The following is a 26,248-nucleotide window of genomic DNA, read 5'->3' as shown; positions in this document are numbered from 1 at the left end:
AAAAGGGGCCTGCCCTTCGTCCGCGCGCGTGCTACCTGTCGCGGATGACACGTATACCCTCCAAAACCGAAATCCTTGACTGGATCGCCGAAAATCCCGCCCAGACAGCCAAGCGCGACATTGCGCGGGCCTTTGGTATCAAGGGGGCGGCACGCATTGATCTGAAACGCGTGCTGCGTGAGTTGGAGGACGAGGGCAAGCTGCAAAAGCGCAAGTCCTCCTACCGTGATCCCGACAAGCTGCCCCCTGTGTCGGTGTTGGAGGTGACAGGTCCCGACGCGGACGGTGATCTTTTTGCGCGCCCGCTGGAATGGTCGGGTGAGGGGGCCGTGCCGCGCATTCTGCTGTCCTTGCGCACGTCCGATCCCGCGTTGGGCGCAGGCGACCGTATTCTGGGCCGGCTGACCGAAGTCACCGGCGAAGACCACGCCTACACCGCCCGCCTGATCCGCCGCATCGGCACCAATCCCTTGCGTATTCTGGGTGTGTTCCGTGCAGGGTCCGAAGGTGGCCGTGTTCTGCCCGTCGACAAAGGATCGCAAAAGGAATGGACGGTGGCCCCCGGTGCCACAGGCGGGGCCAAGGATGGTGAACTGGTGGAGGCTGAACAGGCCGGACCACGGGGCCGCATGGGCCTGCCCAAGGCGCGCATCATCACCCGTCTGGGGGATCCCACCGAACCCCGCGCCGTATCCCTGATTGCCATTCACCAGCACGGCATCCCCGACCATTTCCCCGATGAGGTCGTGGCCGAGGCCGACCGCGCCAAACCCGCCGGTCTGAAAGGCCGCGAGGACCTGCGTCATCTGCCGCTGGTGACGATCGACCCTTGGGACGCACGTGATCATGATGACGCCTGTTGCGTCATTCCCAACGGGGACGGCGGGTTCGCCCTCTGGGTCGCCATCGCTGATGTGGCCCATTACGTGACACCGGGTTCCGCGCTGGACCGTGAGGCGCGCAAGCGCGGCAATTCCACCTATTTCCCCGACCGCGTTGTGCCCATGTTGCCGGACCGTCTGTCGGGTGATCTGTGTTCGCTTCATGAAGGCGTGGAACGGGCCTGCATCGCGGTGGAAATGCACATCGACGGGGCGGGCAACAAGGTGGGGCAGCGGTTCGTGCGCGGGCTCATGACCTCGCCTGCCTCCCTGAATTACGAAGAAGTTCAGGCCGCCATGGATGGGGACGTGAACGACAAGGTCGCCCCCCTGTTCGACGACGTGATCAAGCCGCTTTACGCCTGTTACGACGCCCTCAAACGCGCCCGCGCCGTGCGCCAGCCGTTGGAATTGGACCTGCCGGAACGTCAGATTGTTCTGGCCGAGGACGGGACAGTCACCGATGTCGCCTTCAAGGACCGCCTTGATGCCCACCGCCTGATTGAGGAATTCATGGTGCTGGCCAATGTGGCTGCCGCCGAAACCTTGATCGCCAAACGCACGCCGCTATTGTTCCGCGTCCACGAAGAACCCAGTCAGGAAAAGCTTGAGGCGCTGCGCGAAACCGCCGCCGCCTCCGGCCTGACACTGGCCAAGGGGCAGGTGTTGAAGACCGCACACCTCAACCGCCTCTTGGCGCAGGCCGAAGGGACGGACACCGCCGAACTGATCAATATCTCGACCCTGCGGTCGATGACGCAGGCCTATTACAGCCCCGAGAATTTCGGCCACTTCGGCCTCGCGCTGCAGGCTTATGCCCATTTCACCTCCCCGATCCGGCGCTATGCGGACCTGATCGTGCACCGCGCCCTGATCACGGCCCATGGCTGGGGCAAGGACGGGCTGACACCCGAAGATGAGGCGATGCTGGCCGACACCGCCAAGCTGATTTCAGACACGGAACGCCGGTCGATGATGGCTGAACGGGACACCACGGACCGGTATCTTGCATCATTCCTGAATGACCGCGTGGGTGCGGTCATGGACGGACGGATCAGCGGCATCGCCAAATTCGGCGTCTTTGTGAAACTGGATGAAACCGGCGCCGACGGCATGATCCCGATCCGCAATCTGGGTGCCGAATATTTCCATTACGACGCCGACAGCCAGACCCTCATGGGCGCGGACAGTGGACGCATTATCGGTCTGGGCCAGCGGGCCACCGTCAAACTGGTTGAGGCCGCCCCCGTCACCGGCGGGCTGATCGTCGATCTGGTGGAACTGGAGGGTAAGGCAGTACCGCAAGGCCGCCCGTCGTCCCGTGGCAAACCGCCCAAACGCAAACTGTCCAAGGGCAAAAAGAAGGCCGCCAAAACCGCGCGCAAGGTCAAACGCACACGGCGTTAGCGCAACAGGCCACCTTCGCAGGTCTCACCGCGCATACAGGCTTCGACCTGCTGGACCATCTGACGCGTGGGACGTGCAAAAGCCTGCCCGCCGCATGGCCCGACCGTAATGGCATAGCCGTCTGCCTGCTTTTCCACAAAGGCGATTGTCGGCACTCCACCGGCCAGCGATCCGCACCACGCAGCCGCACAGCCGTGGGTCACATCGACGGTCAGATCGCCGACAGGGACAAAGCCCGACCGCCCCAAAGCCTCGCCCGAAAAGGTCGCGGTATAGCTGACTTCGCGCGGGGCGTTGATGTCGCCTGTGATCGACGATGGCGGTGGCGCGAACGAAAATTCACCATGCAGGACCACATAGGATTGTTCCGCCTCGGCCGCATAGGTGAAGCTTGATGCAACATCGGGGGCCAGACAGGACAGCGCCGATGCGGGTCCGGTGGCCGCAAGGGTCAAAGCGGCAGCGGCACAGCACAAATGTCTCATATCCGATCCTCGAAAGCATCCAACACGCGGGCATACACGTCACGTTTGAACGGCACGATATTGGCCAGCAGGTCCTGAGGCGCCATCCACCTCCATTCGGAAAACTCCTGATGGTCCTGTTCAATGTCAATCTGGTCATCGGTCCCTTTGAACCGCACCAGCACCCATTTCTGTTCCTGTCCGCGATAGCGCCCCTTCCAGATTTTCGGCACGATATCATGGGGCAGGTCGTAGGGCAGCCAACCGTCGGTCTCGGCCTCGATGGTGACCAGATCGGGGGTGATGCCCGTTTCCTCACCCAATTCGCGCAACGCAGCCGTGTGCACGTCTTCCCCCGGATCAATTCCGCCCTGCGGCATTTGCCATGCGTCCCTGAACCGGTCGACCCGCTGACCGACAAAAACCTGACCGGCCCCGTTCACGATCATCAGCCCGACGCAGGGACGGTACGGCAGTTTGGCAATCTCTTCGGGCGTCATCCTGTGGTCCTTCATATCAAAACGCCGCCAAGGGTATCCCCGGCGGCGTTTGTTTTTCAATAACAGCGCCTAGTCCTGTTCGACGAGGGCCGAAAGACCTTTCAGAATATCAATGGCATAGGCCAGCTGATAATCCTCTTCGCGCAATGCGGCGGCATCCTCTGCCCGCGCGCGGTCCGCTTCGATCTGTTCGATCTCGTCCTCGGTCAGGCTGTCGTTCTCAAGCGAGCCACGCAAATCCGCCTCGGACCGGATGAAGGCTGCATCGTCCTCCTCAACCTCGGCTTCAGCGTTGGGATCACGGCGGGGCTGTTCCACGATGATGTCCGGCGAAATGCCCAGCGCCTGAATCGACCGGCCCGATGGCGTGTAATAGCGCGCCGTGGTCAGCCGCATGGCACTGTCACCGCGCAACGGCATGACGGTCTGCACAGACCCTTTGCCGAAGGAGTTGGTGCCAACAACAATCGCGCGACGGTGGTCCTGCAGCGCACCGGCCACAATCTCGGACGCTGATGCAGACCCGCCGTTGATCAGCACGACCATCGGCTTGCCCTCGGCCAGATCACCCTCACGGGCGTTCCAGCGCTGCCCGTCGGACGGGTCGCGCCCACGGGTTGACGTGATCTCACCCGCGTCCAGAAACGCGTCAGAGACAGCAATCGCCTGGTTCAGCAAACCGCCCGGATTGTTGCGCAGGTCGATGACGAAACCGTTGACGTTTTCCATGCCGCCGGCCTCGGCCACCTGTTCGGCCAGCTGTTCTTCAAGGCTGGGGTAGGTCTGGTCGCTAAAGGTCGTGACCCGCAGCACCACGGTATCCCCCTCAACGCGGCTGCGCACGGCGGTCAGTTTGATCGTATCGCGGATGATCGACACATCAAACGGCTGCTCGACGCCCTCACGCACGACCGTAATCACGATCTCGGACCCGACGGGGCCGCGCATCAGTTCGACCGCTTCGTCCAGTGTCAGACCCAACAGGTTCTCTCCGTCGACAGCAGTGATGAAATCACCCGCCTCGATCCCGGCCTCGGACGCGGGCGTTCCATCAATCGGGGACACCACTTTGACGAAGCCTTCTTCCTGCGTCACTTCGATCCCGAGGCCGCCAAACTCACCGCGCGTGGCCTCACGCATATCGGCGGCGTCTTCAGGGGACAGATAACTGGAATGCGGATCAAGCGATGTCAGCATCCCGTCGATGGCGGCCTCGATCAGATCGGCCTCATCCACCTCTTCCACGTATTGCGCGCGGATGCGTTCAAAAATATCGCCAAACAGGTCCAGCTGTTCGTACACGCTGACATTGCTGTCCGCCTCCTGCGCAATCAGCGGCCCGGCCACTTGCGTTGTCGCCACCGCACCCAGCAAAATGCCACCCGTGGCGGCCATCGCAAACTTCTTCATCTACTCATTCCCATCAGCTTGAATTCTCCCGCGCCCCAAGTTCGGCCTGTCTAGTCTACGACAAACCACTCCGCAGGGTTCACGGCACTCTGCATCTCTCTGACCTCAAGATAAAGCGTTTCAGTCCGCTGACCGGCGGAACCCTGCGCGCTTTCGGTCAAAATACCTTGAGGATCGGTGACTTGCCCCCCCATTAACCCCACCGGAGCCCCCTGTGGGACGATTTGCCCCACCTTGCCAAACACCTCGGCCAGCCCCGCCAGAACCCAAAGAACATCCGCCGCAGGTTCCAGAATGATGACGTTGCCATAGTCCAGCAAGGGCCCCGCATACCGCACCGTGGCAGGCACCGGCGCCGTCACCAGGGCCCTCGGTCGCGTCGCGATGACAAGTCCGGGGCGGACAATGCCAGCCGCATCCGGGGTGTCAAAGTCGCGCAGCACCTGGCCCTCGACGGGCAGGGGGACAAGACCCTTCACGCTATTGGCATCAGGCCCCCCCGAACCGGTGTCCGCCAATCCGCTGGCAAAGGCCGCCAGCGTTTCGGAACTGGCCAGCAAAAGGGCCGTCTGCACCGGATCGTCCTCGAACCGGCGCGGCAGATCGGTGCGGTCCGCGATGGCCTTGGACAATGCGGCCCGCGCCACCTGTGCCCCGTTCAGACCATCCTCAAGGATCACCAGCGCATCGGTTTGCAGACCCTGCAACACAGCCAGTTCATCCAGCTGCGCGCGCAATGCCGTCACCTTGTCCTGCAACGCAGGCGTCACGTCCGCCAGCATCATCCCAGACCGTGCTGTTCCGGTCGGCCCCGACGGATGCAGCAACAGGATCGGCGCAGGCGCACGGCCCATGGTCTGCAACACACCCAAAAGCTGGGCAACCTCCTCGGCCCGCGCCTCCAGATCGGTCTCAAGGGTGCGCTGCCGGATCGCGGCCCGCCGCAGCCCGTCGCGCAAGGCGGTCAACCCGTCCTCATAGGCCTGTACCGTCTCCGTCAAGGCGGCAACCCTGTCGGACCGCCCGTCCGCCGCCTCCAGCGCGATCCGCGCCGCGCCCAGCCTCAGGGCCGCAGCTTCGGCATCCTCAGCCGGGCTTTGCGCCCACAGCGGGGCCGCCCAAACGGCAAGAAACAGCGCCAGCCTCGTCACGACATCAGGCTCTTTCCCGTCATCTCGGGCGGCAAATCCAGCCCCATCAGATCCAGCAGCGTCGGTGCCAGATCCCCCAGACGTCCATCGCGCAGCCGCGCACCCTCAGGTCCGCCCACCAACGCCACAGGCACCGGATTGATCGTATGGGCGGTGTGCGGACCGCCGGTTTCGGGGTCGATCATGGTTTCGCAGTTGCCGTGATCCGCCGTGACGATCATCGCGCCACCGGCGGCGTCCAAAGCCTCCAGAACGCGGCCCAAACCCGCATCCACAGCCTCGCAAGCGGCAATCGCCGCGTCCAGATCGCCGGTATGCCCCACCATGTCGGGGTTGGCAAAATTGCACACGATCAGATCGTAGCCGTCGGCAATGGCCCCCACAAAGGCCTCCGTCACCTCGCCCGCCGACATCTCCGGCTGCAGATCATAGGTCGCCACCTTGGGGGACGCCGCCATATAGCGGTCTTCGCCCGCCTCGGGCTCCTCAATCCCGCCATTGAGAAAGAACGTCACATGAGGATACTTTTCCGTCTCCGCCACGCGGAACTGGCGCAGTCCCTTGGATGCGACCCATGCGCCCAGCGTGTTCCTGATCTCCTGCTTGGGATAGCAAGTGGTCATGTAAGCGTTGTGGGCGGTGGAATAATCGACCATGCCCAGAAGGTGCAGATCAGGCCGCCCGGCCACATCAAACCCGTCAAACTCGGGCGCACCCATGGCCGCCAAAATCTCGCGCGCGCGGTCGGCGCGGAAATTGAGGCAGAACACACCGTCGCCGTCAGCCATCCCCGAATAGTCGCCCAATACCGTGGCGGGGATAAACTCGTCCGTGGCGTCGTCGGCATAAGCCGCCTCGACAACCTCCACCGCATCCGTTCCTGACGCCCCCTCACCGCGCACCATAGCCGCATAGGCGGTCTCAACCCTCTCCCAGCGGTTGTCGCGGTCCATGGCGTAATACCGGCCCGTGACCGTGCCCAAGGTAACACCCTCCGGCATCTCCGCGATCAGGTCGCGCAAGAACCCGGCGCCAGACCGCGGTGCCACATCGCGCCCGTCGGTGATGGCATGCAGCACCACAGGCACCCCGCGATCCGTCACCGCCTTCAACGCCGCCTGAATGTGCACGATATGCCCGTGCACCCCGCCATCGCTGACCAACCCCATGATATGGGCCGTCCCGCCCCGCGCCTTCAGCCCGTCACACCAGTCGACCAGTGCCGCGTTGTCAAAAAACGACCCGTCCTCGATGGCCAGATCAATCGCGCCCAGATCCATCGCCACAACCCGCCCCGCGCCGATGTTGGTGTGGCCCACCTCCGAATTGCCCATCTGCCCCTTTGGCAGGCCCACATCCGGCCCGTGGGTGATCAGCTCCGCATTGGGGCCCTGCATCACGCGGTCAAAATTCGGCGTTTCGGCCAGGGCAGGCGCATTGCCGTCCCGCTCGGCGCGCTTGCCCCATCCATCCAGAATACAAAGAACGACAGGTTTCGGCGTGGTCATAAGAATTCTCCTTGGCTCATCCCGTCTTATCGCAGCGGCAGCCTGTGCAAAACCGCCCCCTGCTTCGTTTTGCCAAAAATACTCAGTCTACACCCGATGATAGGGCGCCCCCGCCAGAATGCTGGCCGCACGGTACAGCTGTTCGGTCAGCATCACCCGCGCCAGCATGTGGGGCCAGACCATCTTGCCAAACGACAAGGCCCCGTCGCACTCCGCCCGCAGGGCAGGGTCAATCCCGTCCGCCCCGCCAATAATGAACGCCAGATCGGACCGCCCGTCATCACGCCACCGCGCCAGATCCTGCGCAAATTCGGGCGACGTGCGCAGCTTGCCCCGTTCATCCAACGCAATCACCGCCGCCCCGTCGGGAAGCGCGCGGCGCAGCAACACGGCCTCGGCGGCCATGCCGCCGCCCTTGCGGTCCTCGACCTCGCGCACGTCCAGCGGGCCAAGGCCCAAGGCCCGCCCGCTGCGGTCAAAGCGTGTCACATAATCGTCGATCAAATCGCGTTCGGGGCCGGCCCGCAGGCGGCCCACCACGCACAGACAGACCCGCATCAGGTCGTCTTGGCCGCCTCATCGGGGTCCAGCCACATCTTTTCCAGCTGGTAGAATTCGCGAACCTCGGGGCGGAACAGATGCACCACCACGTCCCCGGTGTCGATCAAGACCCAGTCGCCCGTGGTCTTGCCTTCGACCTTGGACAGGATGCCATAGGTCTGCTTCAACCGGTCGGTCAGCTTTTCGGCCATCGACGACACCTGCCGCGACGACCGACCGGACGCGATCACCATGTGATCGCCCATCTCGGACTTGCCGCGCAGATCAATCTGCACCACGTCTTCGGCCTTGTCATCGTCGAGGGATTTCAGAACAGCCGCCAGCGTGCTGTCAGAGGTCGGCACCTGCACACTCATCGTGCGGCCCGTAACATCGGCAGATCCATCTGCCTGATTGGATAAAGACAGAACATTGTCCTCCTAAAAATACGCCGCCAAGGCCCCGGCGCTGGGCATGTCTCAATCTAGCAACGCTGGGCGGCGTTTTCAACGTGGTCTTTGGGGGGCTGTGACGCGATGTCCACAACTTTGCATTGAAGTCACGGCGGCCCTGTTCAATCCTTCCCCAACGGAAAGGACCGCCATGTTCCAGTCAAAGACCGCCCGCCTGCTTGTCACCCTCCTGTTGTGGCCGGTCGCTGTCCTGTCCCAGACAAGCGAAACCGCCCCGCCGAACAGCACAGATCCCGTCGCGGCCCCTGTCGTCATCGTCGAACCGCGCGTCATCGACATCCTCGACCCTGAAATCGACGCCGCCGTCAGGTGGCTCAGGGATCAGACAGACCGGATGGAGGCCGGGGCGGACCGTGCGGACATTGACCTTTCCGGCCTTGACGACCTGCTTGTGGAAGGATGGACCGACGATCGTATCGACTTCGCCCTTTTCCGCCACCTGCGCCGCGCGCAATTCAACGAAGACCCACCCGATCTGGCACGCTTCGCCGACCGCAACTGGGATGACGCAAACCAACTTGAATTTGCACTCAATAATTTCGCGTTTGAATACGGCGGCCTGTTCCCTGACATGGAAGACACACCGGATGGGATCACGGCCGGGGACGTCGCCAACGCCTACTTTGACTGGAGTTTCGTCCAATCGACCGTCGCCCTCGATACGGCCCCCGACCCCTGGCACTATTTCCTCTATCGTGCCCGCGCCGCCGCCCATCGCAGCACCGAAATCGCCAGTGTCGCCGACGACATCGCATCATCCCGCAACGGCACCATCAACATCCGCCAGCGCTGGTCGACCGAGGTGTTTCAATACGCCGTGCAGGCCGATCTGGGGCGGCGCACCTATGCGGATCTGAATGACCGCTGGAAGGCCACGCTGCTTTCCGCCGGCCTCGACATCATCGAAACCGAACATCACCTCCTCGTCCGATTTTTGGATAGCGAAGACCCCGGGTTTGAGGTTTTCGAAAACTCCTACCTCACCCTCGCGCTCAATGAATACGGGCGTCTCAGCCTGAATCCCACAGCCGATGAACCGCGACTTGACTGGATGCCCTGGAACCCCGACGGCATCGACCTTGCCGCCGCTGTCGACGCGGACCTTCTGGCCGAAACCCAAAGGGTCTTTCAGCGCTACTACCGACCCTTTTCCATCGACACCCGTGATCTTGACCTGCTGCTGGCCGTCCGCCCCGACGCGGTCGAGGTTGATTTCTCGGGCGTCGAACTCTCCGCCAGTTTCTATCGCCGTCCACTGGATGTGATCGACGTGTCAAACAGCCTGCTGGATGACGTCAGCCTGAACTACTTCGACGGGTCTTTCATCCGCCTTGACGACAACGCCTATGTCACCGAACTCAGCGCCTACCGCGCCCGACCTTCAGCCTTTATGGAAGTCTCCGGTGTGACGTCTGCGGACTTTGATATGCGCCACATCGACACGCGGTTTCTGGGCCTCCAGACCCTGCGCGCGGTGGGGGATGGCGTGCGCTTCGATCTGCAGCACGGCTCCGCCCGCGAGGTTGACCTGTTCCAGATCACCGGCCCCGTGACCCTCAGGATGTTCAAAACCAACCACGACTTTGTCTGGGTCACGGAAGCCGACATCAGCGGCAATCTTGAACTCTGGTCCTCGGACATCGGCGTCATGACCATCCGCCGCAGCACCCTGACCGATGGCGTGACCGGCGAATTTGGCCATTTCAATGCGTTTCGCATCTGGGATTCAACCGTGGGGGAGGTTGATTTCTCTTCTGCGCAGGTCGACACCTATTTCTACCTCAACAACGTCACAGTCACCGCGCGGGCCGATTTTATCGGCCTCACCGCGACCGAGGCTTACGTCCAATGTGTGTCGGCGCCGACCCTCATCCTGGACGGATCGACCATTTCCGAATATCTCGTGCTCCGCAGTCTGAATGTGGGCACGCTGGATGTCCGTGACGCTCAGGTGGCCAACGCCAACATTTCGAACAAGGCGTTGACGGACGATCAGGTCGCGGAATGGGCGAACGTGCCCGCAAACCCTGCACCGTTGTCCCAGCGACCGGACGCCGAAGCCCCGATCAGCGATGCGTCAGAGACCACCGATGAAACACCGGTGTCGGATTGTGACAGCGCCACACGGATCGGCCGTTTGAACCTCTATGATTCTGTCTTCGGCGTCGTGAACATCGGGGTGCGGCTTCAGGACATCCTGATCATGAACCACATGCGCGCGGTCACCGTCCGGTTTGAAAGCGAACGTCTGGCGATGACACCCGGCGCACAGATTCTGATGCGGTCCGCCACCATTGACCGCCTTGTTCTGGCCCCGCGTTTGTTCCCGCGCGAAGATCAGGACCCGTTCCTGATTGACGTCACCAATTCCGACGTGGGCCGGATCGACCTGTATAACCCTGACCGTGATGCGGTCTCCGCCCTTGATCAGGGCGGGGCCGCGATGGCCAGCGCGCCCAAGGTTGATGCCGGTGATCTGCGGACCCTGTTTGCCCGCGACCTGCCGCGTGCCCTCTCGCTCCTGCCCGATGCCGAGGGCCGGATCGACGCGCCGTATCAGCCGCAGGTCTACACCCTGTTGCGGGCATCATCGTCCACGGCGGGGTTCCCGGATGTCGCACGGCGTCTGGCCATTTCGCAAAACGAACATTTTGCCAGCCAGTTGCCCAAGGAAGATGTCGCCCAGCGGGTCCTGTACTGGATGGGCGGGGTCATCAACCAATACGGCTACAACAACCTGCGTGGCATCGTTCTGCTGGCCTTTATCGTGGTGCTGCCATGGCTGTGGTTCAACCGGCACCTTGCCGGCTGGGTCAGTGGCAGCCTGCGTGCGGGCCGGAAACTGGACCGCCCCGCGCCGCCTGTCGCCAACAGTTTCTTTCGCAGCATCGACCGCACCATCCCGACCCTGCAACTGGACGAGGCGTTCTCGAAAACGCACAGCCTCACCAAATGGGACGTGCGCATCATCTATCTGCAACGCATCTTCGGGTTTATTGTCATCCTGTTCATTCTGGGCGGCGTCTTCGAGGTGTTCCAGTAGGCGCCTAATCCAGCGCCTTGTGTCCCAGTTCCGACCCCTCCAGAACCTTCACCTCGCGCTGCGGGAACGGAATCGAGATGCCGTTCGCCTCAAACGCATCCCACAGCGCCAGATAGACGTTGCCGCGGATGTTGGTCAGACCGCCCGTGGGGTCGCGGATCCAGAACCGCAGGATGTAATCCACGCTGCTGTCGCCAAAGCCCACGATGTGGCAGACAGGCGGGCGGAAATCCAGCACGCGGTCCACGCTGCCCGCCGCCTCGATCGCCAGCTTGCGCACCTCATGGGGGTTGTCGCCGTAGGCCGTGCCAAAATAGATATCGAGCCTGACGAAATCGTTGGAATGGGACCAGTTGACCACCTGTGTGGTGATCAGGTCCTCGTTCGGGATCAGGTATTCGCGCCCGTCGCGTGTGGTGATGCTGACGTATCGCGCGCCCAGCGAATTGATCCACCCGAAGGTCGATCCCACGGTGATCACATCCCCCGGCTTGATCGACTTGTCCAGCAGGATGATGACACCGGACACAAGGTTCGACACCACCTTTTGCAGACCGAAACCAAGGCCCACACCAATCGCACCGGACAGCACGGCCAACCCTGTCAGATCAAACCCGACCGCCCGCAGCCCGATGAAAAATGCGGCCCCGTACAGCAGCACCTGCAAAAACTTGACCGCCAGCACCTGCATGGACGGGCTGATGTCTTCGTTGCGCTGGATGCGGGCCGATGTGGTCGTCGACAAAAACCGCGCCACAAAGAAAAATACGCCCAGAATGAAAACCGCCTGCAACACCAGCCAGACGGAAATCCGCGTCTCACCCAACTCAATCGCGATGCTGTCCAGCAGCGTTTCGGCCTCGTCGGTGATGCCGATGATGTTCAGCGTCACATAAATCCACGCGCCATACCGCACCATCGACCGCAAAAACGGATTGCCGATCAGCCGCGTCGCGAATGTCACCACCAGCCACGCCAGCGCCAGATTGGCGATGATGCCCAAAAGATAGGACCGCGACGGCCACGTGACCTCGCGCATGACAAAAACGCCAACCCACATCAGCACGACAAAGAAAATCCCGCCCAGACGTTTGTGCACCACCAAAGCCATGCGCAACCGCCACTTGGGCCAGCCTTCGCGCGTGCGCAGCCATTCATGCAGACGGGGTGCAAACACCCGCCGCAGGATCAGGGACGCCGCAAACAGCCCCAGCGCGATCAACACCTGATAAAAATTCCACGGCCGGAACAGGGATTCCATAAACGTCAGCCCCTGGGCGATCAGCGACTGCCCGACTTCCGTGATTTCATCCAAAGGTGTGTTGGGGACGGCGGGCGGCGCATCGCGCAACGCCTCAAATGCCTCAGGCGGCACCTGTTCCTGCAGATCCTGAATTGCATCGTCCGGCCCGCTCTGGGCTACATGGTTTGCCATACCCGCACCATGCCCCCGCGATCCCCAAGGATCAAGGCTGGCTCAGGTCCCCGACCGGACCTCAAAGCCGACCTCGTTGCGCCGGTTGCCGGGCAGGGTGAACGGATCATCATAAAACATAAAGGTGGGGGCACCGGTCAGACCGATGCCCGCCTCATCGGCAAGCCGCCGCAGGGCGTCGGTCTGCGCCGTCAGGATCCGGTCGGTGCTGCGGCCCGAAAAGGTGGCGACCAGCATCTGCCGTGCCGGAACCTCGACAAACCGCACGGCGTCGTTGTTGGGGGCAGGCAGGGTGTCGCGGGTGAAGTCCGACGGCATCATGAATGTGACCTCCCACACCCCGTCCTCGCCGATCTGCGTCACCGGCGCTGCCCTGTCGATCTGCGCAGGCGCCTGCGTGACCGGCGATGTCATCGCCACCGATGCGCCGCCCGCATTGCCGCCAAAGATGTATCCGGCCAGCGTGCGGAACCCTTGGTTCAACGCCCCGCGCCTGTCACCGCGCACGGCCACCACCGCCAGCAGATGCGGCGCGTAAGACCGCAGTTCCGCCGCGCCATACTCTGCCACAACCTCATAGCGGGGTGTTTCGTACTTGCCGTAATACCCGTCGTCCGCCGCTGCCATGGTTGCCGCCCCGATCCCCAATGCTGCCAAAATCCGTTTCATGCCGGTCTCCTTTGCCCCACCACATAGCGCAAAGAAAAACCCCGCCCACGTTGCGCAACGCAGGCGGGGTTGGCCCCATCCAGAGGGGTCGTTCTATTGCATCGGCAAAGTCGCCCCGCGGCTCACCGGTTCCCCCGCGCCGCTGCCCCAGTACTGCAAGGCAAACAGCCCCGATTCGACCTGACCGCGATACTGGATGTAATTCTCGATCCCCTTGGTCAGCTGCATGGAGAAATCCATACTGACGGCCAGACCCTCATCAAACGCCTCACCGTCCTCGAAATTGCGGAACCACCGCATCCACGCGTCCGACGCCTGCGTGCCGTTCGCCGGAATATCCACCCCGTCAAGCCATGGCATAATCGCACTGACACTGGGCACCTGACCGGTGGCGTGGCACGACATGCAGCTGGACGTGGGATTGTCCGCAGGCCCGTTCAGGCGCGAATTGAACCCAAGGTGCATGGCGGGCAGGGCCTCATCGGGGTTGATCCATGTCTCCTCCAGATCGGCATTGATGACCGTCTCGGTGGGCGCGCTGTTGATGAATGTGTCGGCATTGTCGGGGTCATTGCCCCACATCACGCCCACAGGCATCAGGTTGCACCAGTTCCTGCCCTCACCGGGGATACCCGCACAGAACGACCCGTAATCGGAATACTCGGACGATCCCGCCGCACCGCCGTTGTAGGCAAAGGTGCCAAAGACCCAGCCACCGGCCTCATCCGCGCGGCTGTCCTTGACCATCACATCCATCTGCAACAGGTTCATGGCCTGCGTCACACGCGGGGCGGTCATCATCTCGCTGCCTTTCGGGCAATCGACCGATGGATCGACGTCACATTCATAGACGTAACCGTCCCATTGCAGCGGGTTGTCCAGCCACGGCACCTGATCCGCGCCCAAGGATGTGAACAGAAACTTGCCCACGACCGTGCCTTCGGGAAAGGCAAATCCGGTCTCCATGGCGTCAATCATATGGGTCAGGTCCGGCCCGCCGTAGGGATCGTTCCAGACCTGCCCGATGGTGAACCCGCCGGGGCCGTTGTAGAACCCCACCGCATAGGCATAGGACGCATCCGTCTGCTCGGGCGCCAGAACCTGCGGCGACAAGGGCCCCTCACGGGTCAGCCCGTGATACCCCTCACGGCCCGTGGACCCCCAGTGTTGCCACGGCATGTGATACCAGCCGATCCCTTCGGAATTGTTTTGCAGGATGAAATCATCCGCCACATCGCCGCCATGGATGTTGCCGGTGAACACATAGTCCCGCACGGCCATCACATAGGCCATGGGGTCGGCCTTGAAATCAATCGACAGAATTTCCTCGACCTGCGGATCAAGCGGGGGAATCGCCTGCGGAAAATCGTCCGCCAGGGCAAAGACCGGTCCCTGATAGTCCTTGGGCGAGACCATGAACCCGAAATCGGGAAAGCCCACTTTGCTTTCATACTGGAAATTCTGCGCAAGGGCAGGGGACGCGCCCAGCGCAAAAATAAGGGCTGGCAGACGCCACGGGGGGCTAAAAGACATCTTGAATCTCCTCTCGATAGGGCAAATCGGCGTGAATCCTTCGGGTATCCTGCGTCCTTTGGTTCAAGGCGTCCGTGCGCGTGGACACAGACATCTGACTTGCGAGGCGCGCGTGGCGCGTATATCTGACCCCCATGACCCAAGTATTCGACATGGATGACCGCGCGCGCCTGCCTTGGCGCTTTTATGGTGCCAACCGCACCATCCTCGCCCGTCTATGACGCCGCGCCTTCGGGCGACCCCACCCCATTTCCACCACACCAATACGGGAGAGGACCGATATGTCCCCCAAGACGCTCTATGATAAAATCTGGGATGCCCACGTCGCACATGAGGCGGAAGACGGCACCTGCCTGCTTTATATCGACCGCCATCTGGTCCACGAAGTGACATCGCCGCAGGCCTTTGAAGGTCTGCGCATGGCAGGCCGCAAGGTCCGCGCGCCTGAGAAAACCATCGCCGTGCCGGATCACAACGTGCCCACCACGCTGGACCGCGCCAACGCCGAAACCATGACCGAAGACAGCCGCATTCAGGTCGAAGCGCTGGACAAGAACGCCAAGGATTTCGGCATCCATTACTACCCCGTGTCCGACGTCCGTCAGGGCATCGTGCACATCGTCGGCCCCGAACAGGGCTGGACGTTGCCGGGCATGACCGTCGTGTGCGGCGACAGCCACACCGCGACCCACGGTGCCTTCGGCGCGCTGGCCCACGGCATCGGCACGTCCGAGGTTGAACACGTTCTGGCGACCCAGACCCTCATCCAGAAGAAATCCAAAAACATGAAGGTCGAGATCACCGGCCACCTGCGTCCTGGTGTGACAGCCAAGGACATCACCATGTCCGTCATCGGTGCCACCGGCACCGCAGGCGGCACCGGCTACGTCATCGAATATTGCGGCACCGCGATCGAGGACCTGTCCATGGAAGGCCGCATGACCGTCTGCAACATGGCCATCGAAGGCGGCGCGCGCGCTGGCCTGATCGCGCCCGACGCCAAGACTTTTGCCTATTGCAAAGGCCGCCCCCACGCCCCCAAAGGCGCCGAATGGGAAGCAGCACAAGCCTGGTGGGAAACGCTCTATTCCGACGACGACGCCCATTGGGACAAGGTCGTGACCCTCAAGGGCGAAGACATCGCGCCCTCCGTCACATGGGGCACCTCCCCCGAAGACGTGCTGCCGATTGATGCCGTCGTGCCGGAACCATCCTCCTTTGAGGGCGGCAAGGTCGGCGCGGCCCAACGCTCCATCGACTACATGGGCCTCAAGCCCGGCCAGAAACTGACCGACATCGAAATCGACACGGTGTTCATCGGGTCCTGCACCAATGGCCGCATCGAAGACCTGCGCGCCGCGGCAGAGGTCCTCAAAGGCAAAAAGATTGCCGTCAAACGCGCCATGGTCGTGCCCGGTTCGGGCCTCGTGCGCGCGCAAGCCGAAGAAGAGGGCCTCGCCGACATCTTCAAAGAAGCCGGTTTCGAATGGCGCATGGCGGGCTGTTCCATGTGTCTGGCCATGAACCCCGACCAACTGGCCGAAGGCGAACGCTGCGCCTCCACCTCCAACCGCAACTTCGAGGGCCGTCAGGGCTACAAGGGGCGCACGCACCTTGTCTCCCCCGGCATGGCGGCAGCAGCAGCAATCACCGGACGTCTCACCGACGTTCGGGACCTCATGGCATGATACAGGCCGACACCGTATTCGAGGATGACACCCTCATCCTCTCAAAGACAGCTTATGGCGGCCCCCCGACGGGCCGTTCCTTGCTGTCGTTTACGGGGGTCGGCCATGAAATGAACGGAATCGACGTGCAGCGCCCCGAATTTTTCAGGGCCGGATCCGGCTATGATTTCGTCTATTTTATCATTGACCGCAAACGCACTTGGGGCAACGCCCTTGATTTCGACAGGATCAGCGACCTGATCCGGCAGGACGGGCCGGATCAGACCTATCATGCGCTGGGCAATTCGCTGGGCGGGTTTCTGGCGCTTCTGGCGCCGTCTGTTCTGGCGGTGCCTGTCACGCAAAGCGTGGCCTTCGTGCCTCAGTTCAGCATGCATCCCGACATCGTTCCGTGGGAAGACCGGTACGTGAAATATCAAAAGCACATCACGGACTGGCCCATCCCCAGTCTGGACGGCCGGTTTGTGGATACGTGTCACTACAGCATCATCACAAGCGGGCTGGGCAACGACGTCAAACACGCCGATCTTTTCCCGCAGCTTTCCAACATCTCCGTTTTCAAGTTGCGGCGTTTTGCACATAATGTGGCCCGCGATCTGAAACGCAGGGGGATGCTGGACGAATGCGTCAGCCTGGGCCTCAGTGGCCGGTTGACGGAAAACTGGGCCGCGGACGCCATGCAAAAACCGGTGCTGTCATGATCAGACCCGCCGCAAATTATGATGCCCCCTCTCCATGCCACCTCGCGGCTGATGTCCGGATGGCACCGCAAGTCCCCTTCGACGGGGCACCAGACAGGAGGTCACGATGACCATGAAACGACGCGGATTTCTCCAGATGCTGGGCGGTGCCATCGCCGCTCCGCTGATGCCGACGGCCTCCTTCGGGGCGGCCACCAAGGCGGCCTATCCGGCCTCTGCCTTGCACGCGGCGATTTACCATGCCCAAAGCCGTGTGAATTTTTCCGTCTTTTCGCTGGCGCAACGGCTGGGGCTCAGCCTTGATCAGGCGCAGGCGGTCATGACCGAAATGTCGTCCCGCGGCATTCTGGGTCCGTTGCAGGGCACCACACAGGCGGGCACATGGGCGCGCAGCGCCATCTGGCAGCGTCCGGCCCATGCGGTGGCGATCGGCAAGGGCGCGACCTATGCGTCCAAAGCGGCCACATCGCAAACAGCACGGACCGCTGCACGCACCGCCCCCGCTCCCTGGCTCCGCCACCTTTACGATATGTGTCGCGCCCACGGGCGCACGCTTCACCCCCGCTGTGCGGAGGTCCTCACCAGCCCCGCCTGACCGGCTATGTATGCCTGCTGTACATACAGGATGTGTACGGCATGTGTACGCATTGTGCCTCTTACCACCGTGTTAACCTTGCTTAAGATCGACTGGGGCAAATGGTTAACGCCCGAAAGGAAACCAAATGGAAAAATTCGACACACTCTCCGGCATCGCGGCGCCCATGCCGTTGGTGAACATCGACACCGACATGATCATTCCCAAGGTGTTTTTGAAGACCATCAAACGGTCCGGCCTGGGCGTGAACCTCTTTGACGAAATGCGTTATGACCGTCAGGGCAATGAAATCGCAGACTTTGTTCTGAACCAGCCCGCCTACCGTGATGCGTCCATCCTTGTGGCAGGCGACAACTTCGGCTGCGGGTCGTCGCGCGAACACGCGCCGTGGGCCATTGCCGATTTCGGCATCCGTTGTGTGATTTCCACCAGCTTTGCAGACATCTTCTACAACAACTGTTTCAAGAACGGCATCCTGCCCATCGTGCTGCCCGAAGACCAGCGTGATGCGCTGATGAAGGACGCCGAAAAAGGCGCCAACGCGCGGATCGAAGTGGACCTTGAGGCGCAGACCGTGACGTCCTCGGACGGCGAGGTGTTCACCTTCGATCTTGATCCCTTCAAAAAACACTGTCTGATGAACGGGTTGGACGATATCGGCCTGACCATGGAAAAGGCCGCATCCATCGACACGTTCGAATCGCAGGTTTCCGCCGAACGGCCTTGGGTTTAACCTTCATCGCGTCAATTATGGCAAAATCTAAGACAGGGGCGCCTTCGGGTGCCCCTTACTTTTGACGCAGGTCCTAATGCTTCGTGAATGGAAACTTGTGCCTGTCGGGGCGCGGCTCCCTACATATAGATGTAGTTCTTTCAATGCTTTGGAATGGTTGCAATCTCGCACCAGTCTTGCCGCAAATCGGCCCTGATTTTTTGGGACATAGAAAGCGTCACTTGCGACGTTAACCGAATGTAGGCAACATTATGGCAACTATGAGGCAGCCTGCCATCAATGCGCAGGATCAGACCGGGACAAGGGCGCGGCATCGTATCGCGACCGACCGAGATGAAGGAAAAAAGGCAGTGTTTTCACGGCTTTCAGGTGCTGTCCTTCGGGCGGCAATGGTCATTTTGATGATTTCGATGCCGGCACTGGTGCTGGCCAGCACAACTGTGGACACGGCCCAGATTGTCGGTCTGGTCTGTATCGTTGCGGGCGTTTTCACCTTTGTTGAATACAATTCCTCCTCCCCCAGCCTGATTGAATTTCGCGATGCCCCGCCCTTCAATCGTGTGCGGTTTGCGGGCCTTGCGGCCACGCTTTTCGCCCTGACGATTATTGCCAAAGGCACTTATGATCCCACCAATCTGACCAGCCTGTTCCAGCTGATCGGCGGCAACCTTGCCGATGCGATGGATTTTCCCTATTCGCCCGTGCGCCTTGTGGTTCTGATGCTCCCGGCTGAGGCCGATGCCGTCCTGATCAACAACGTCCGCATTGCTGCAGGCCTCAGCTATCTGGTCTCGCTCGTCTCCCTCGCCGTTTTCATCATCGCGCTGCGGCTGAAAAACTGGCCCAACCAGCGGGGCGGCTTCAACGTCTGGACAAACCTGCCGACCTTCGACCCGACAGCCGGCGGCGACGTGGTCGAACGTCTCGAACGGGATGGACAGGTTAACATTATCTTAGGATTTCTGCTGCCCTTCTTGATCCCAGCATTGGTGAAACTGGCCTCGGATGTCTTTAACCCCATCCAGTTGCAGGATTCACATACCTTAATCTGGACGATGACCGCATGGGCCTTTGTACCCGCCAGCCTGATCATGAGAGGCATCGCCATGCTCCGCGTCGCCCAGATGATCGCGTTGCAACGCGAACGGGCATACCTCAGTGCGCAGGACGAGGATGGCGTGCTGGCCTGATCGCGTGCTGGCTTATGGCCGGTGCAACATCGGTCGCGGCTGACCAGTCGATCAGAATTGCGACCTATGCCGCACCGCTCAGCCGCGACAGCCCGGCGCTGCTTTTGCGCGATATTCTCAAGGCGGACGATCCGCAAATCGCAGCCGTGGGTCGGATCATCACGCATGTCGCGCCGGACATTCTGGTGCTGACCGATTTTGACTTTGACGCAAATCTTGCGGCCCTCGGGGCGTTTTCAGACAGCCTTGCGGTGCCCTATCCCCACCTCTATGCCGCATTGCCCAATACCGGGCGGCAAACTGGCCTTGATCTGGATGCGAACGGCTATCGCGGCGATGCGCGCGATGCCGTTGGGTACGGCCGCTTTCTGGGGGACGGCGGTATCGCGATTTTGTCACGCTATCCCGTTTTATCAGCGGAGGTTGTCGACCTTTCCGACGTGCTATGGCGTGAGGTGCCGGGCCATGTCCTGCCGCAGCGCGATGGCACGCTTTTTCCCGATGCCGCCGCGTTTGACTCCCTTCCGGTATCATCCAATGCCCATTGGATGGTCCCTGTGGTGGTTGGACAAACGCGCCTGACGTTGCTGGCCTTCGATGCCACGGCCCCTGTCTTCGATGGCCCCGAGGATTTCAACGGGCTGCGCAACCGCGACGAACTGCGCCTGTGGGAGGCAGCCCTGACAGGCCATTTCGGTCCCGCCCCTGTCAATCCGGTCCTTATCGGCAATGCAAACGCCGACCCCAACGATGGTGAGGGGGTCCGCGCCGGAATTTCAGCGCTGCTGGACCATCCCGCATTGCAACCCACCAATCCTGCAAGCCTTGGCGCGGTAGAGGCCGCAGATGACTGGCACACGGGTCCGCCACGTCATGATACCGCCGACTGGCCCGACGACGGGCCGGGCAATCTGCGCGTGTCCTATGTGGTTCCCTCCGCCAATCTGCGCGTGCTGGATCAAGGGGTGTTCTGGCCCCCCGAATCCGATCCGCTGGCCCAGTTGCTTGAGGGAACAGGCCCGCACCGACTGGTCTGGATCGACGTCGCGGTGCCCCCCTAGTCGGACGGCATTCTTGACCCCCGCCGTCTGACGGGCTACGCGCGTGGCAACGCGATTTAGCCAAGGAATACTGACATGTCGAACCCGTCTCTTTTGATCCTGCCCGGTGATGGCATCGGTGCCGAAGTAATGGTCGAGGTGCGCCGCATTATTGACTGGTTCGGGGCCAAACGGGACCTGAATTTTGATGTGTCCGAGGACCTTGTCGGCGGGGCGGCCTATGACAAGCACGGCGTGCCACTGCACGACGACACCATGGCCAAAGCGCAAGAAGTTGATGCCGTTCTGCTGGGTGCCGTGGGTGGCCCCAAGTACGACGACCTTGATTTTTCCGTAAAGCCGGAGCGCGGTCTGCTGCGTCTGCGCAAGGAGATGGACCTGTTCGCCAACCTGCGCCCCGCCCAGTGTTTTGATGCGCTGGCGGATTTTTCCAGCCTGAAAAAGGACATCGTTGCAGGTCTGGACATCATGATTGTGCGCGAACTGACCTCCGGCGTTTATTTCGGCGAACCTCGTGGCATCCATATGGAAGACAACATGCGCGTGGGCGTCAACACCCAGCGCTACACCGAGGCAGAGATCGAACGCGGCGCACGCGCGGCGTTTGACATGGCCATGAAGCGCAACAAAAAGCTGTGCTCGATGGAAAAGGCCAACGTCATGGAATCCGGCATCCTGTGGCGCGATGTCGTCACCGAGGTTCACAAGGATTATCCCGAGGTCGAACTGTCCCACATGTACGCGGACAACGGTGCGATGCAGCTTGTGCGCGCGCCCAAGCAGTTTGACGTGATCTATACGGACAACCTGTTCGGCGACATTCTGTCCGACTGCGCGGCGATGTTGACCGGTTCGCTGGGTATGCTGCCGTCCGCCTCTTTGGGCGCCCCCATGGCCAATGGCCGCCCCAAGGCGATGTATGAACCCGTGCACGGGTCCGCCCCGGATATCATGGGGCAGGGCAAGGCGAACCCGATTGCCTGTATCCTCAGCTTTGCGATGGCGCTGCGGTATTCCTTTGACCAAGGAGGTGAAGCCACACGTCTGGAACAGGCCATTGAACAGGTGCTGGCAGATGGCGTGCGCACGGGCGATCTGCTCGGCGATGAGGACACCACACCGGTCAGCACATCCGGCATGGGTGATGCGATCCTCGCAGCCCTCGACGCATCACTTTAGAAGACAGCGTGGTCGCCCAGATCGGCGGCCACGTCCCCCGCGATCATGGCGCGGTAATGGTCGCGCAGGGTATCTGACCCGAAAGACGGCGTCGCGGCCGCGTCATACTGCGACCCGTCCCAAACCAACATGGATTCCGTGGCATAGTAGCGCCCGATCCGGGCCAGTTCAGCCTTGGCGCGCAAAGACGGGCTCAGGTGACCGCCAAGGGTCAGCGCGCCAATAATGCCATTCATGATACGCACCGGTATGGCACGGAACTTGGGTGTCTGACCCGTCAGTTCGAACAGCATCTCACCCTGTTGTCGCGGGGTCATCGCCTCGCCAGGCCCGCCGACAGGGAGGACCTTGTTTTGCAATGCCGCATCGGTAAGGCAAAGGGCAAGAAACCGACCGACATCGCGGTCACTGATCGGTTTGCAGGCGGTCAGGGCCCCGTCGCCGAACAGCAAGAACGGCTTTCCGGCCTGAACGCGCGCCACCTGACCGGACAGGGATTTGAAAAAGGCGGTGGGCCGGACGATGGAATAGGTCAGTCCGCTTGAAATCAGCTTTGCCTCGAACGCCAGCTTTGCCTGTTGAAAAGCCAGTGCGGGCTTCTGGACACATATGGCGGACAAAAGAACGAACTGTTGGATGCCAGCCGTTTGTGCGGCGTCCAGCACAGCTGCGTTCAAATCATGATCGACCCGCCATGCATCCTGCGGCGCGCCTGTGCGTGATGCCAGACACGACACCACCGCATCATAGCCGGTCAGATCGCCTGCATCCCACAACAGCGTTCCGTCATCACCCATCGCGTGCCAGATTTGCGTGTCTTCCGGCAGGGTCGTCGTATCGGCCCCCTGCCGCACGACACAGCAGACACGGTGCCCTGCCGACACCAAGGCCCGCGCAGCGGCGCGGCCTATGGTGCCAGTGCCCCCGAACAGAAGAATGGATTTTGCCGGACCGTTTATCATTCCGTCACCCTATGTGCGCATAGCAGCCTTGCCAATTCCCCGTTGGCCCCACGTCACTGACGCTGCTATGTCGTGGCCGAAACGGAAATGAGGACGATCCATGTCTGCAAATGCCAAAGGCGCCCTGCTGGCGCTGCTGTCCTTCGGGATATTCGCAACACATGATGTGTTCGTCAAAATTCTGGGCGCGTCCTATTCCCCTGTCCAGATCGTATTCTTTTCCGTGTTGTTCAGCTTTCCTTTGGCCACGGTGATGCTGATGCGCGATGCCAAGCCTGGCACGCTTTTGCCGGTTCATCCGTGGTGGATGGCCCTGCGCACCCTGGCCGCAGTCACCACTGCAATCAGCGCCTTCTATGCCTTTACCGTTCTGCCGCTGGCCCAGACCTATGCGATTTTGTTTGCGGCCCCGTTGTTGATCACCATTCTTGCAATTCCGATCTTGGGTGAAAAGGTGCGCATCCGGCGGTGGCTGGCGGTTATCGTGGGCCTGACGGGCGTGTTGGTTGTGTTGCGTCCGGGAACGACCGAACTGACCCTTGGACATGCGGCCGCTTTGGCAGCGGCGGTGGGCGGCTCTGTCGCGTCGATCATCGTGCGCCGGATCGGGGCGGACGAACGTCCGGTTGTCATGCTTCTTTACCCAATGGTGGCCAATTTTGTTCTGATGGGCCTTGCCCTCGCCTTTGTTTACGAACCGATGCCGATTGAGCATCTGGGTCTGGTGGCGCTTGTGTCCCTGTTTGCGTGGATTGCCGGGCGGTTCATCATCGCGGCCTACCAGATCGGGGAGGCCGCCATCATCGCGCCCATGCAATACAGCCAGATCTTGTGGGCCGCCGTCTATGGCGCATTGTTTTTTCAGGAATCCATCGACCGAATGACCATCATCGGCGCGGGGATCATCATTGCCTCGGGTCTGTATATCGTCCTGCGCGAAAGCGGGTCGGACAATTCCGCCACAACGCCCGTTCTGCGGACGCGATCCCGTCATGAAACCGGAACCTACATGCGCACCGGTCCGTTTTTGCGATTGATGGGGCGACATCCAGAACAGCAAAGCGCGCCCCGGTCTTAGCATAAGACGTAGCATTTGAACCCGCGTGGCTAAATGTGCGGCTTTTAAGCCTCACATTTGGCAACGGCGACCATTCCCCGCCGATTTTCCCCCCTTAGGGCCATTGTCCGACAGAAGCGTGCATTCTACTGTCGATTGAAACAGTGACCGGCCGATCGCGAAACAAGATTTTCGGATAAGAACAATAACTGGCCGGTGTTGAGTGAGGGATTTGACGTGACAAAGTCTTGGGTAAAGCTGTTCAAAGCAGCGATTTTTGGAGCCGTTGGTCTGGGTGTGCCGCAGATGGCTGCCGCCACGCCGTTTACCACGACCGTGCCGAACGAGGGCATCTCCCTTCCGGCCCCCTATCCCGAAGCAGGCGGTGTCGCGATCGTCATGATCGGCACCAACGGCAACGTCTATTACCAGTTTTCCGACCCTGATGGTGCGTTTCGCGGGTTCCAGTCCAACGGTGAGCCTGCGGCCTTCCGCGGCAATCCGTTCACCATCAACAATCCGATCCCGCTGGATTGCGGCGTGCGGTCGTGTACCGACTACTTCGGCGGCAGTATCGACCGGATGTATGTCCGGTTCTCTGCCTATGACGGGGATACCCAGACCAACGGTTTCGATTTCAACGACATCAGCCTGATCATGAATGGTGTGTCGGTTGGAAACTGGTCCAGCATTCAAACCGAAAAGACCGACAATTCCGGCACGCAAAGCTTTGGTTTTGAACAGGGTTTCGGCAACAACTCGTTCAACACGGGTTGGTTTTCATCAACCAATCAGACCCTGTTGAGCAACATCCTGAGTTCCGGCCAGACGACAACACAGGTGTTCGACGCGGACCCCAATGACAACTATTGGGATTTCCGGCGCGGCAACAGCCTGCCGGATGACAGCCTGCGGACCATCGCGCCGGGATACGAGTTTGAGAAGACAGCGGACCGCACGACGTTTGCCGCTGTGGGGGAACAGGTCACCTATACCTATGTGGTGACAAACATCGGGTCGGTTGACATCAACAATGTGCGTGTCACCGATGACCGCATTTCAAACGTAACCTGCGATAAATCCACGATCCGGGAGACGACGGGCGGCGGAACGGCCGAATTTGCGACATGTACCGGCGTTTACACCATCACCCAGGCCGATTTTGACGCGCAGGCGGTGACAAATATTGCGCAGGCCAATGGCGATCCGGAATTCGGCAACCTTGGCGAAGTGCAGGACAGCGTGACCATCACGTCCTCCGCACCGCTCAATTCCTCGATTGATGTTGAAAAGACGGCTGATCGTGCGGCCTTCGCAACGGTCGGTGAGGTCGTCAACTACACCTACGTCATCACCAACACCGGCAATTCGACGTTGTCCGACATCGTCCTGACCGATGACAAGATTTCCGGCACGGTTTGCACAACGGCGACCCTCGTGCCGCAGGCGCCGAATGATACGACGACCTGCACGGCGTCCTATACGGTCACGCAGGATGACGTTGACGATTTTGCAATTTCGGGAACGCAGCTGGTCAACATCGCGACGGTCAATGCACAAGATCCTGATGGCGCGACCCAGACGGATACGGATTCCGTACAGATTGACGGCCCCGCCGCCGCGCCTGATCTGACGATCCTCAAGACGGCAATCCAGCCTGATTACGATGCAGTCAACGATCTTATCCAATTCGAGATTGCCATTCGAAACACCGGCAACGTCACATGGCCGCAGGCCCCTTCGATCACGGACATGCTGATCACCGATGCAGGCGGCACGGTCACTTGCCCTGCCGGGCCCGTTGCCCCGAATGCCCTGATCACCTGCACCGGCGATTACCGGATCACGCAGGATGATCTTGACGCTGAAAGCCTGACGAACACGGCCACCGCCGATATCACCGTGGGCGGTGTCGCGGCCACCGGAACATCCGCTGTGTCGATCCCCGCCGTGACGACCACCGGGCTTGAGATTGTCAAACGCCTGCCTGCAGGCGATCCGACCACCTTTGATACCGTGGGCGATACGATTGATTACGAATATGTGCTGACAAATACAGGCACCCAGA

Annotated in this window: 22 protein-coding genes; 11 read left to right on the top strand and 11 right to left on the bottom strand. The window is 61.2% G+C overall.

From position 1 onward, the window contains the following. Nucleotides 1-44 precede the first annotated feature (44 nt). Nucleotides 45-2,288, top strand: a complete 2,244-nt coding sequence (gene rnr / locus QZ653_RS09900) for a ribonuclease R (protein ID WP_296419895.1) — start codon at nt 45-47, stop codon at nt 2,286-2,288. Here the strand turns inward: rnr and QZ653_RS09895 are convergent. From QZ653_RS09895 to rsfS, 7 genes are all read right to left on the bottom strand, one after another. Further along, nucleotides 2,285-2,773, bottom strand: a complete 489-nt coding sequence (locus QZ653_RS09895) for a hypothetical protein (RefSeq protein WP_296419894.1) — start codon at nt 2,771-2,773, stop codon at nt 2,285-2,287. The genes rnr and QZ653_RS09895 overlap by 4 nt on opposite strands. Then, nucleotides 2,770-3,252, bottom strand: a complete 483-nt coding sequence (locus tag QZ653_RS09890) for an RNA pyrophosphohydrolase (protein WP_296419893.1) — start codon at nt 3,250-3,252, stop codon at nt 2,770-2,772. The genes QZ653_RS09895 and QZ653_RS09890 overlap by 4 nt, the downstream gene beginning before the upstream one ends. A gap of 69 nt (nt 3,253-3,321) precedes the next feature. Next, complete coding sequence (locus tag QZ653_RS09885) at nt 3,322-4,662, bottom strand: S41 family peptidase (protein WP_296419892.1); 1,341 nt, start codon at nt 4,660-4,662, stop codon at nt 3,322-3,324. 50 nt (nt 4,663-4,712) lie between these two features. Continuing rightward, the gene (locus tag QZ653_RS09880) at nt 4,713-5,813 is read right to left on the bottom strand and encodes a murein hydrolase activator EnvC family protein (protein WP_296419891.1); all 1,101 of its coding nucleotides are present in this window, start codon (nt 5,811-5,813) and stop codon (nt 4,713-4,715) included. Continuing rightward, nucleotides 5,810-7,321 (bottom strand): 2,3-bisphosphoglycerate-independent phosphoglycerate mutase, encoded by a 1,512-nt coding sequence (gpmI, locus tag QZ653_RS09875; RefSeq protein ID WP_296419890.1) that lies wholly within the window; start codon nt 7,319-7,321, stop codon nt 5,810-5,812. Before gpmI ends, QZ653_RS09880 begins: the two co-directional genes overlap by 4 nt. An 87-nt stretch (nt 7,322-7,408) precedes the next feature. Next, on the bottom strand, nt 7,409-7,879 hold the full coding sequence (gene rlmH, locus QZ653_RS09870) for a 23S rRNA (pseudouridine(1915)-N(3))-methyltransferase RlmH (RefSeq protein ID WP_296419889.1): 471 nt from the start codon (nt 7,877-7,879) through the stop codon (nt 7,409-7,411). After that, nucleotides 7,879-8,238 (bottom strand): ribosome silencing factor, encoded by a 360-nt coding sequence (rsfS, locus tag QZ653_RS09865; protein WP_296419888.1) that lies wholly within the window; start codon nt 8,236-8,238, stop codon nt 7,879-7,881. The genes rlmH and rsfS overlap by 1 nt, the downstream gene beginning before the upstream one ends. Before the next feature lie 226 nt (nt 8,239-8,464). Here rsfS and QZ653_RS09860 point away from each other — a divergent pair, with 226 nt between their 5' ends. Continuing rightward, complete coding sequence (locus QZ653_RS09860; protein ID WP_296419887.1) at nt 8,465-11,377, top strand: hypothetical protein; 2,913 nt, start codon at nt 8,465-8,467, stop codon at nt 11,375-11,377. Nucleotides 11,378-11,381: 4 nt separating this feature from the next. On the opposite strand, the gene QZ653_RS09855 is transcribed toward QZ653_RS09860, so the two are convergent. The 3 genes from QZ653_RS09855 to QZ653_RS09845 all read right to left on the bottom strand — a co-directional run bounded on the left by QZ653_RS09855 (nt 11,382) and on the right by QZ653_RS09845 (nt 15,014). Continuing rightward, the gene (locus QZ653_RS09855; protein WP_296419886.1) at nt 11,382-12,812 is read right to left on the bottom strand and encodes a mechanosensitive ion channel family protein; all 1,431 of its coding nucleotides are present in this window, start codon (nt 12,810-12,812) and stop codon (nt 11,382-11,384) included. Nucleotides 12,813-12,854: 42 nt separating this feature from the next. After that, nucleotides 12,855-13,481 (bottom strand): SOUL family heme-binding protein, encoded by a 627-nt coding sequence (locus QZ653_RS09850; protein WP_296419885.1) that lies wholly within the window; start codon nt 13,479-13,481, stop codon nt 12,855-12,857. Between the two features lie 93 nt (nt 13,482-13,574). Further along, entirely contained in the window at nt 13,575-15,014 is a 1,440-nt protein-coding gene (locus QZ653_RS09845; protein WP_296419884.1) for a hypothetical protein, read from the bottom strand. 281 nt (nt 15,015-15,295) lie between these two features. On the opposite strand from QZ653_RS09845, the gene leuC reads away from it, so the two are divergent. From leuC to leuB, 7 genes are all read left to right on the top strand, one after another. Next, nucleotides 15,296-16,702: a 3-isopropylmalate dehydratase large subunit gene (gene leuC, locus QZ653_RS09840; protein WP_296419883.1), complete on the top strand. Its 1,407-nt coding sequence runs from the start codon at nt 15,296-15,298 to the stop codon at nt 16,700-16,702. After that, nucleotides 16,699-17,403, top strand: a complete 705-nt coding sequence (locus QZ653_RS09835; RefSeq protein WP_296419882.1) for a hypothetical protein — start codon at nt 16,699-16,701, stop codon at nt 17,401-17,403. The genes leuC and QZ653_RS09835 overlap by 4 nt, the downstream gene beginning before the upstream one ends. A gap of 106 nt (nt 17,404-17,509) precedes the next feature. Next, the gene (locus tag QZ653_RS09830) at nt 17,510-17,998 is read left to right on the top strand and encodes a hypothetical protein (protein WP_296419881.1); all 489 of its coding nucleotides are present in this window, start codon (nt 17,510-17,512) and stop codon (nt 17,996-17,998) included. Nucleotides 17,999-18,125: 127 nt separating this feature from the next. Next, nucleotides 18,126-18,731: a 3-isopropylmalate dehydratase small subunit gene (leuD, locus tag QZ653_RS09825; RefSeq protein ID WP_296419880.1), complete on the top strand. Its 606-nt coding sequence runs from the start codon at nt 18,126-18,128 to the stop codon at nt 18,729-18,731. A 389-nt stretch (nt 18,732-19,120) separates the two neighbouring features. Further along, a complete protein-coding gene (locus tag QZ653_RS09820) occupies nt 19,121-19,921 on the top strand; it encodes a hypothetical protein (RefSeq protein ID WP_296419879.1) in 801 nt (266 codons plus the stop codon). 14 nt (nt 19,922-19,935) lie between these two features. Then, nucleotides 19,936-20,982 (top strand): endonuclease/exonuclease/phosphatase family protein, encoded by a 1,047-nt coding sequence (locus QZ653_RS09815; RefSeq protein WP_296419878.1) that lies wholly within the window; start codon nt 19,936-19,938, stop codon nt 20,980-20,982. Nucleotides 20,983-21,057: 75 nt separating this feature from the next. Beyond that, entirely contained in the window at nt 21,058-22,161 is a 1,104-nt protein-coding gene (gene leuB / locus QZ653_RS09810; RefSeq protein WP_296419877.1) for a 3-isopropylmalate dehydrogenase, read from the top strand. Here leuB and QZ653_RS09805 read toward each other — a convergent pair. After that, nucleotides 22,158-23,123 carry an NAD(P)H-binding protein gene (locus QZ653_RS09805; RefSeq protein WP_296419876.1) on the bottom strand — a complete coding sequence of 322 codons (966 nt, stop codon included), beginning with the start codon at nt 23,121-23,123 and terminating at the stop codon, nt 22,158-22,160. The genes leuB and QZ653_RS09805 overlap by 4 nt on opposite strands. 100 nt (nt 23,124-23,223) lie before the next feature. Here QZ653_RS09805 and QZ653_RS09800 point away from each other — a divergent pair, with 100 nt between their 5' ends. Together QZ653_RS09800 and QZ653_RS09795 are read left to right on the top strand one after the other, a co-directional pair. After that, nucleotides 23,224-24,201 (top strand): DMT family transporter, encoded by a 978-nt coding sequence (locus tag QZ653_RS09800; RefSeq protein WP_296419875.1) that lies wholly within the window; start codon nt 23,224-23,226, stop codon nt 24,199-24,201. A gap of 216 nt (nt 24,202-24,417) precedes the next feature. Beyond that, nucleotides 24,418-26,248 (top strand): hypothetical protein (locus QZ653_RS09795; RefSeq protein ID WP_296419874.1); only part of this gene is annotated, 1,831 nt, incomplete at its 3' end.

This window comes from Pseudooctadecabacter sp. (assembly GCF_020627745.1).
Lineage (GTDB): Bacteria > Pseudomonadota > Alphaproteobacteria > Rhodobacterales > Rhodobacteraceae > Octadecabacter.
Note: the sequence above shows the minus strand (reverse complement) of the source record. Positions and strands in the feature narration are given on the sequence as shown.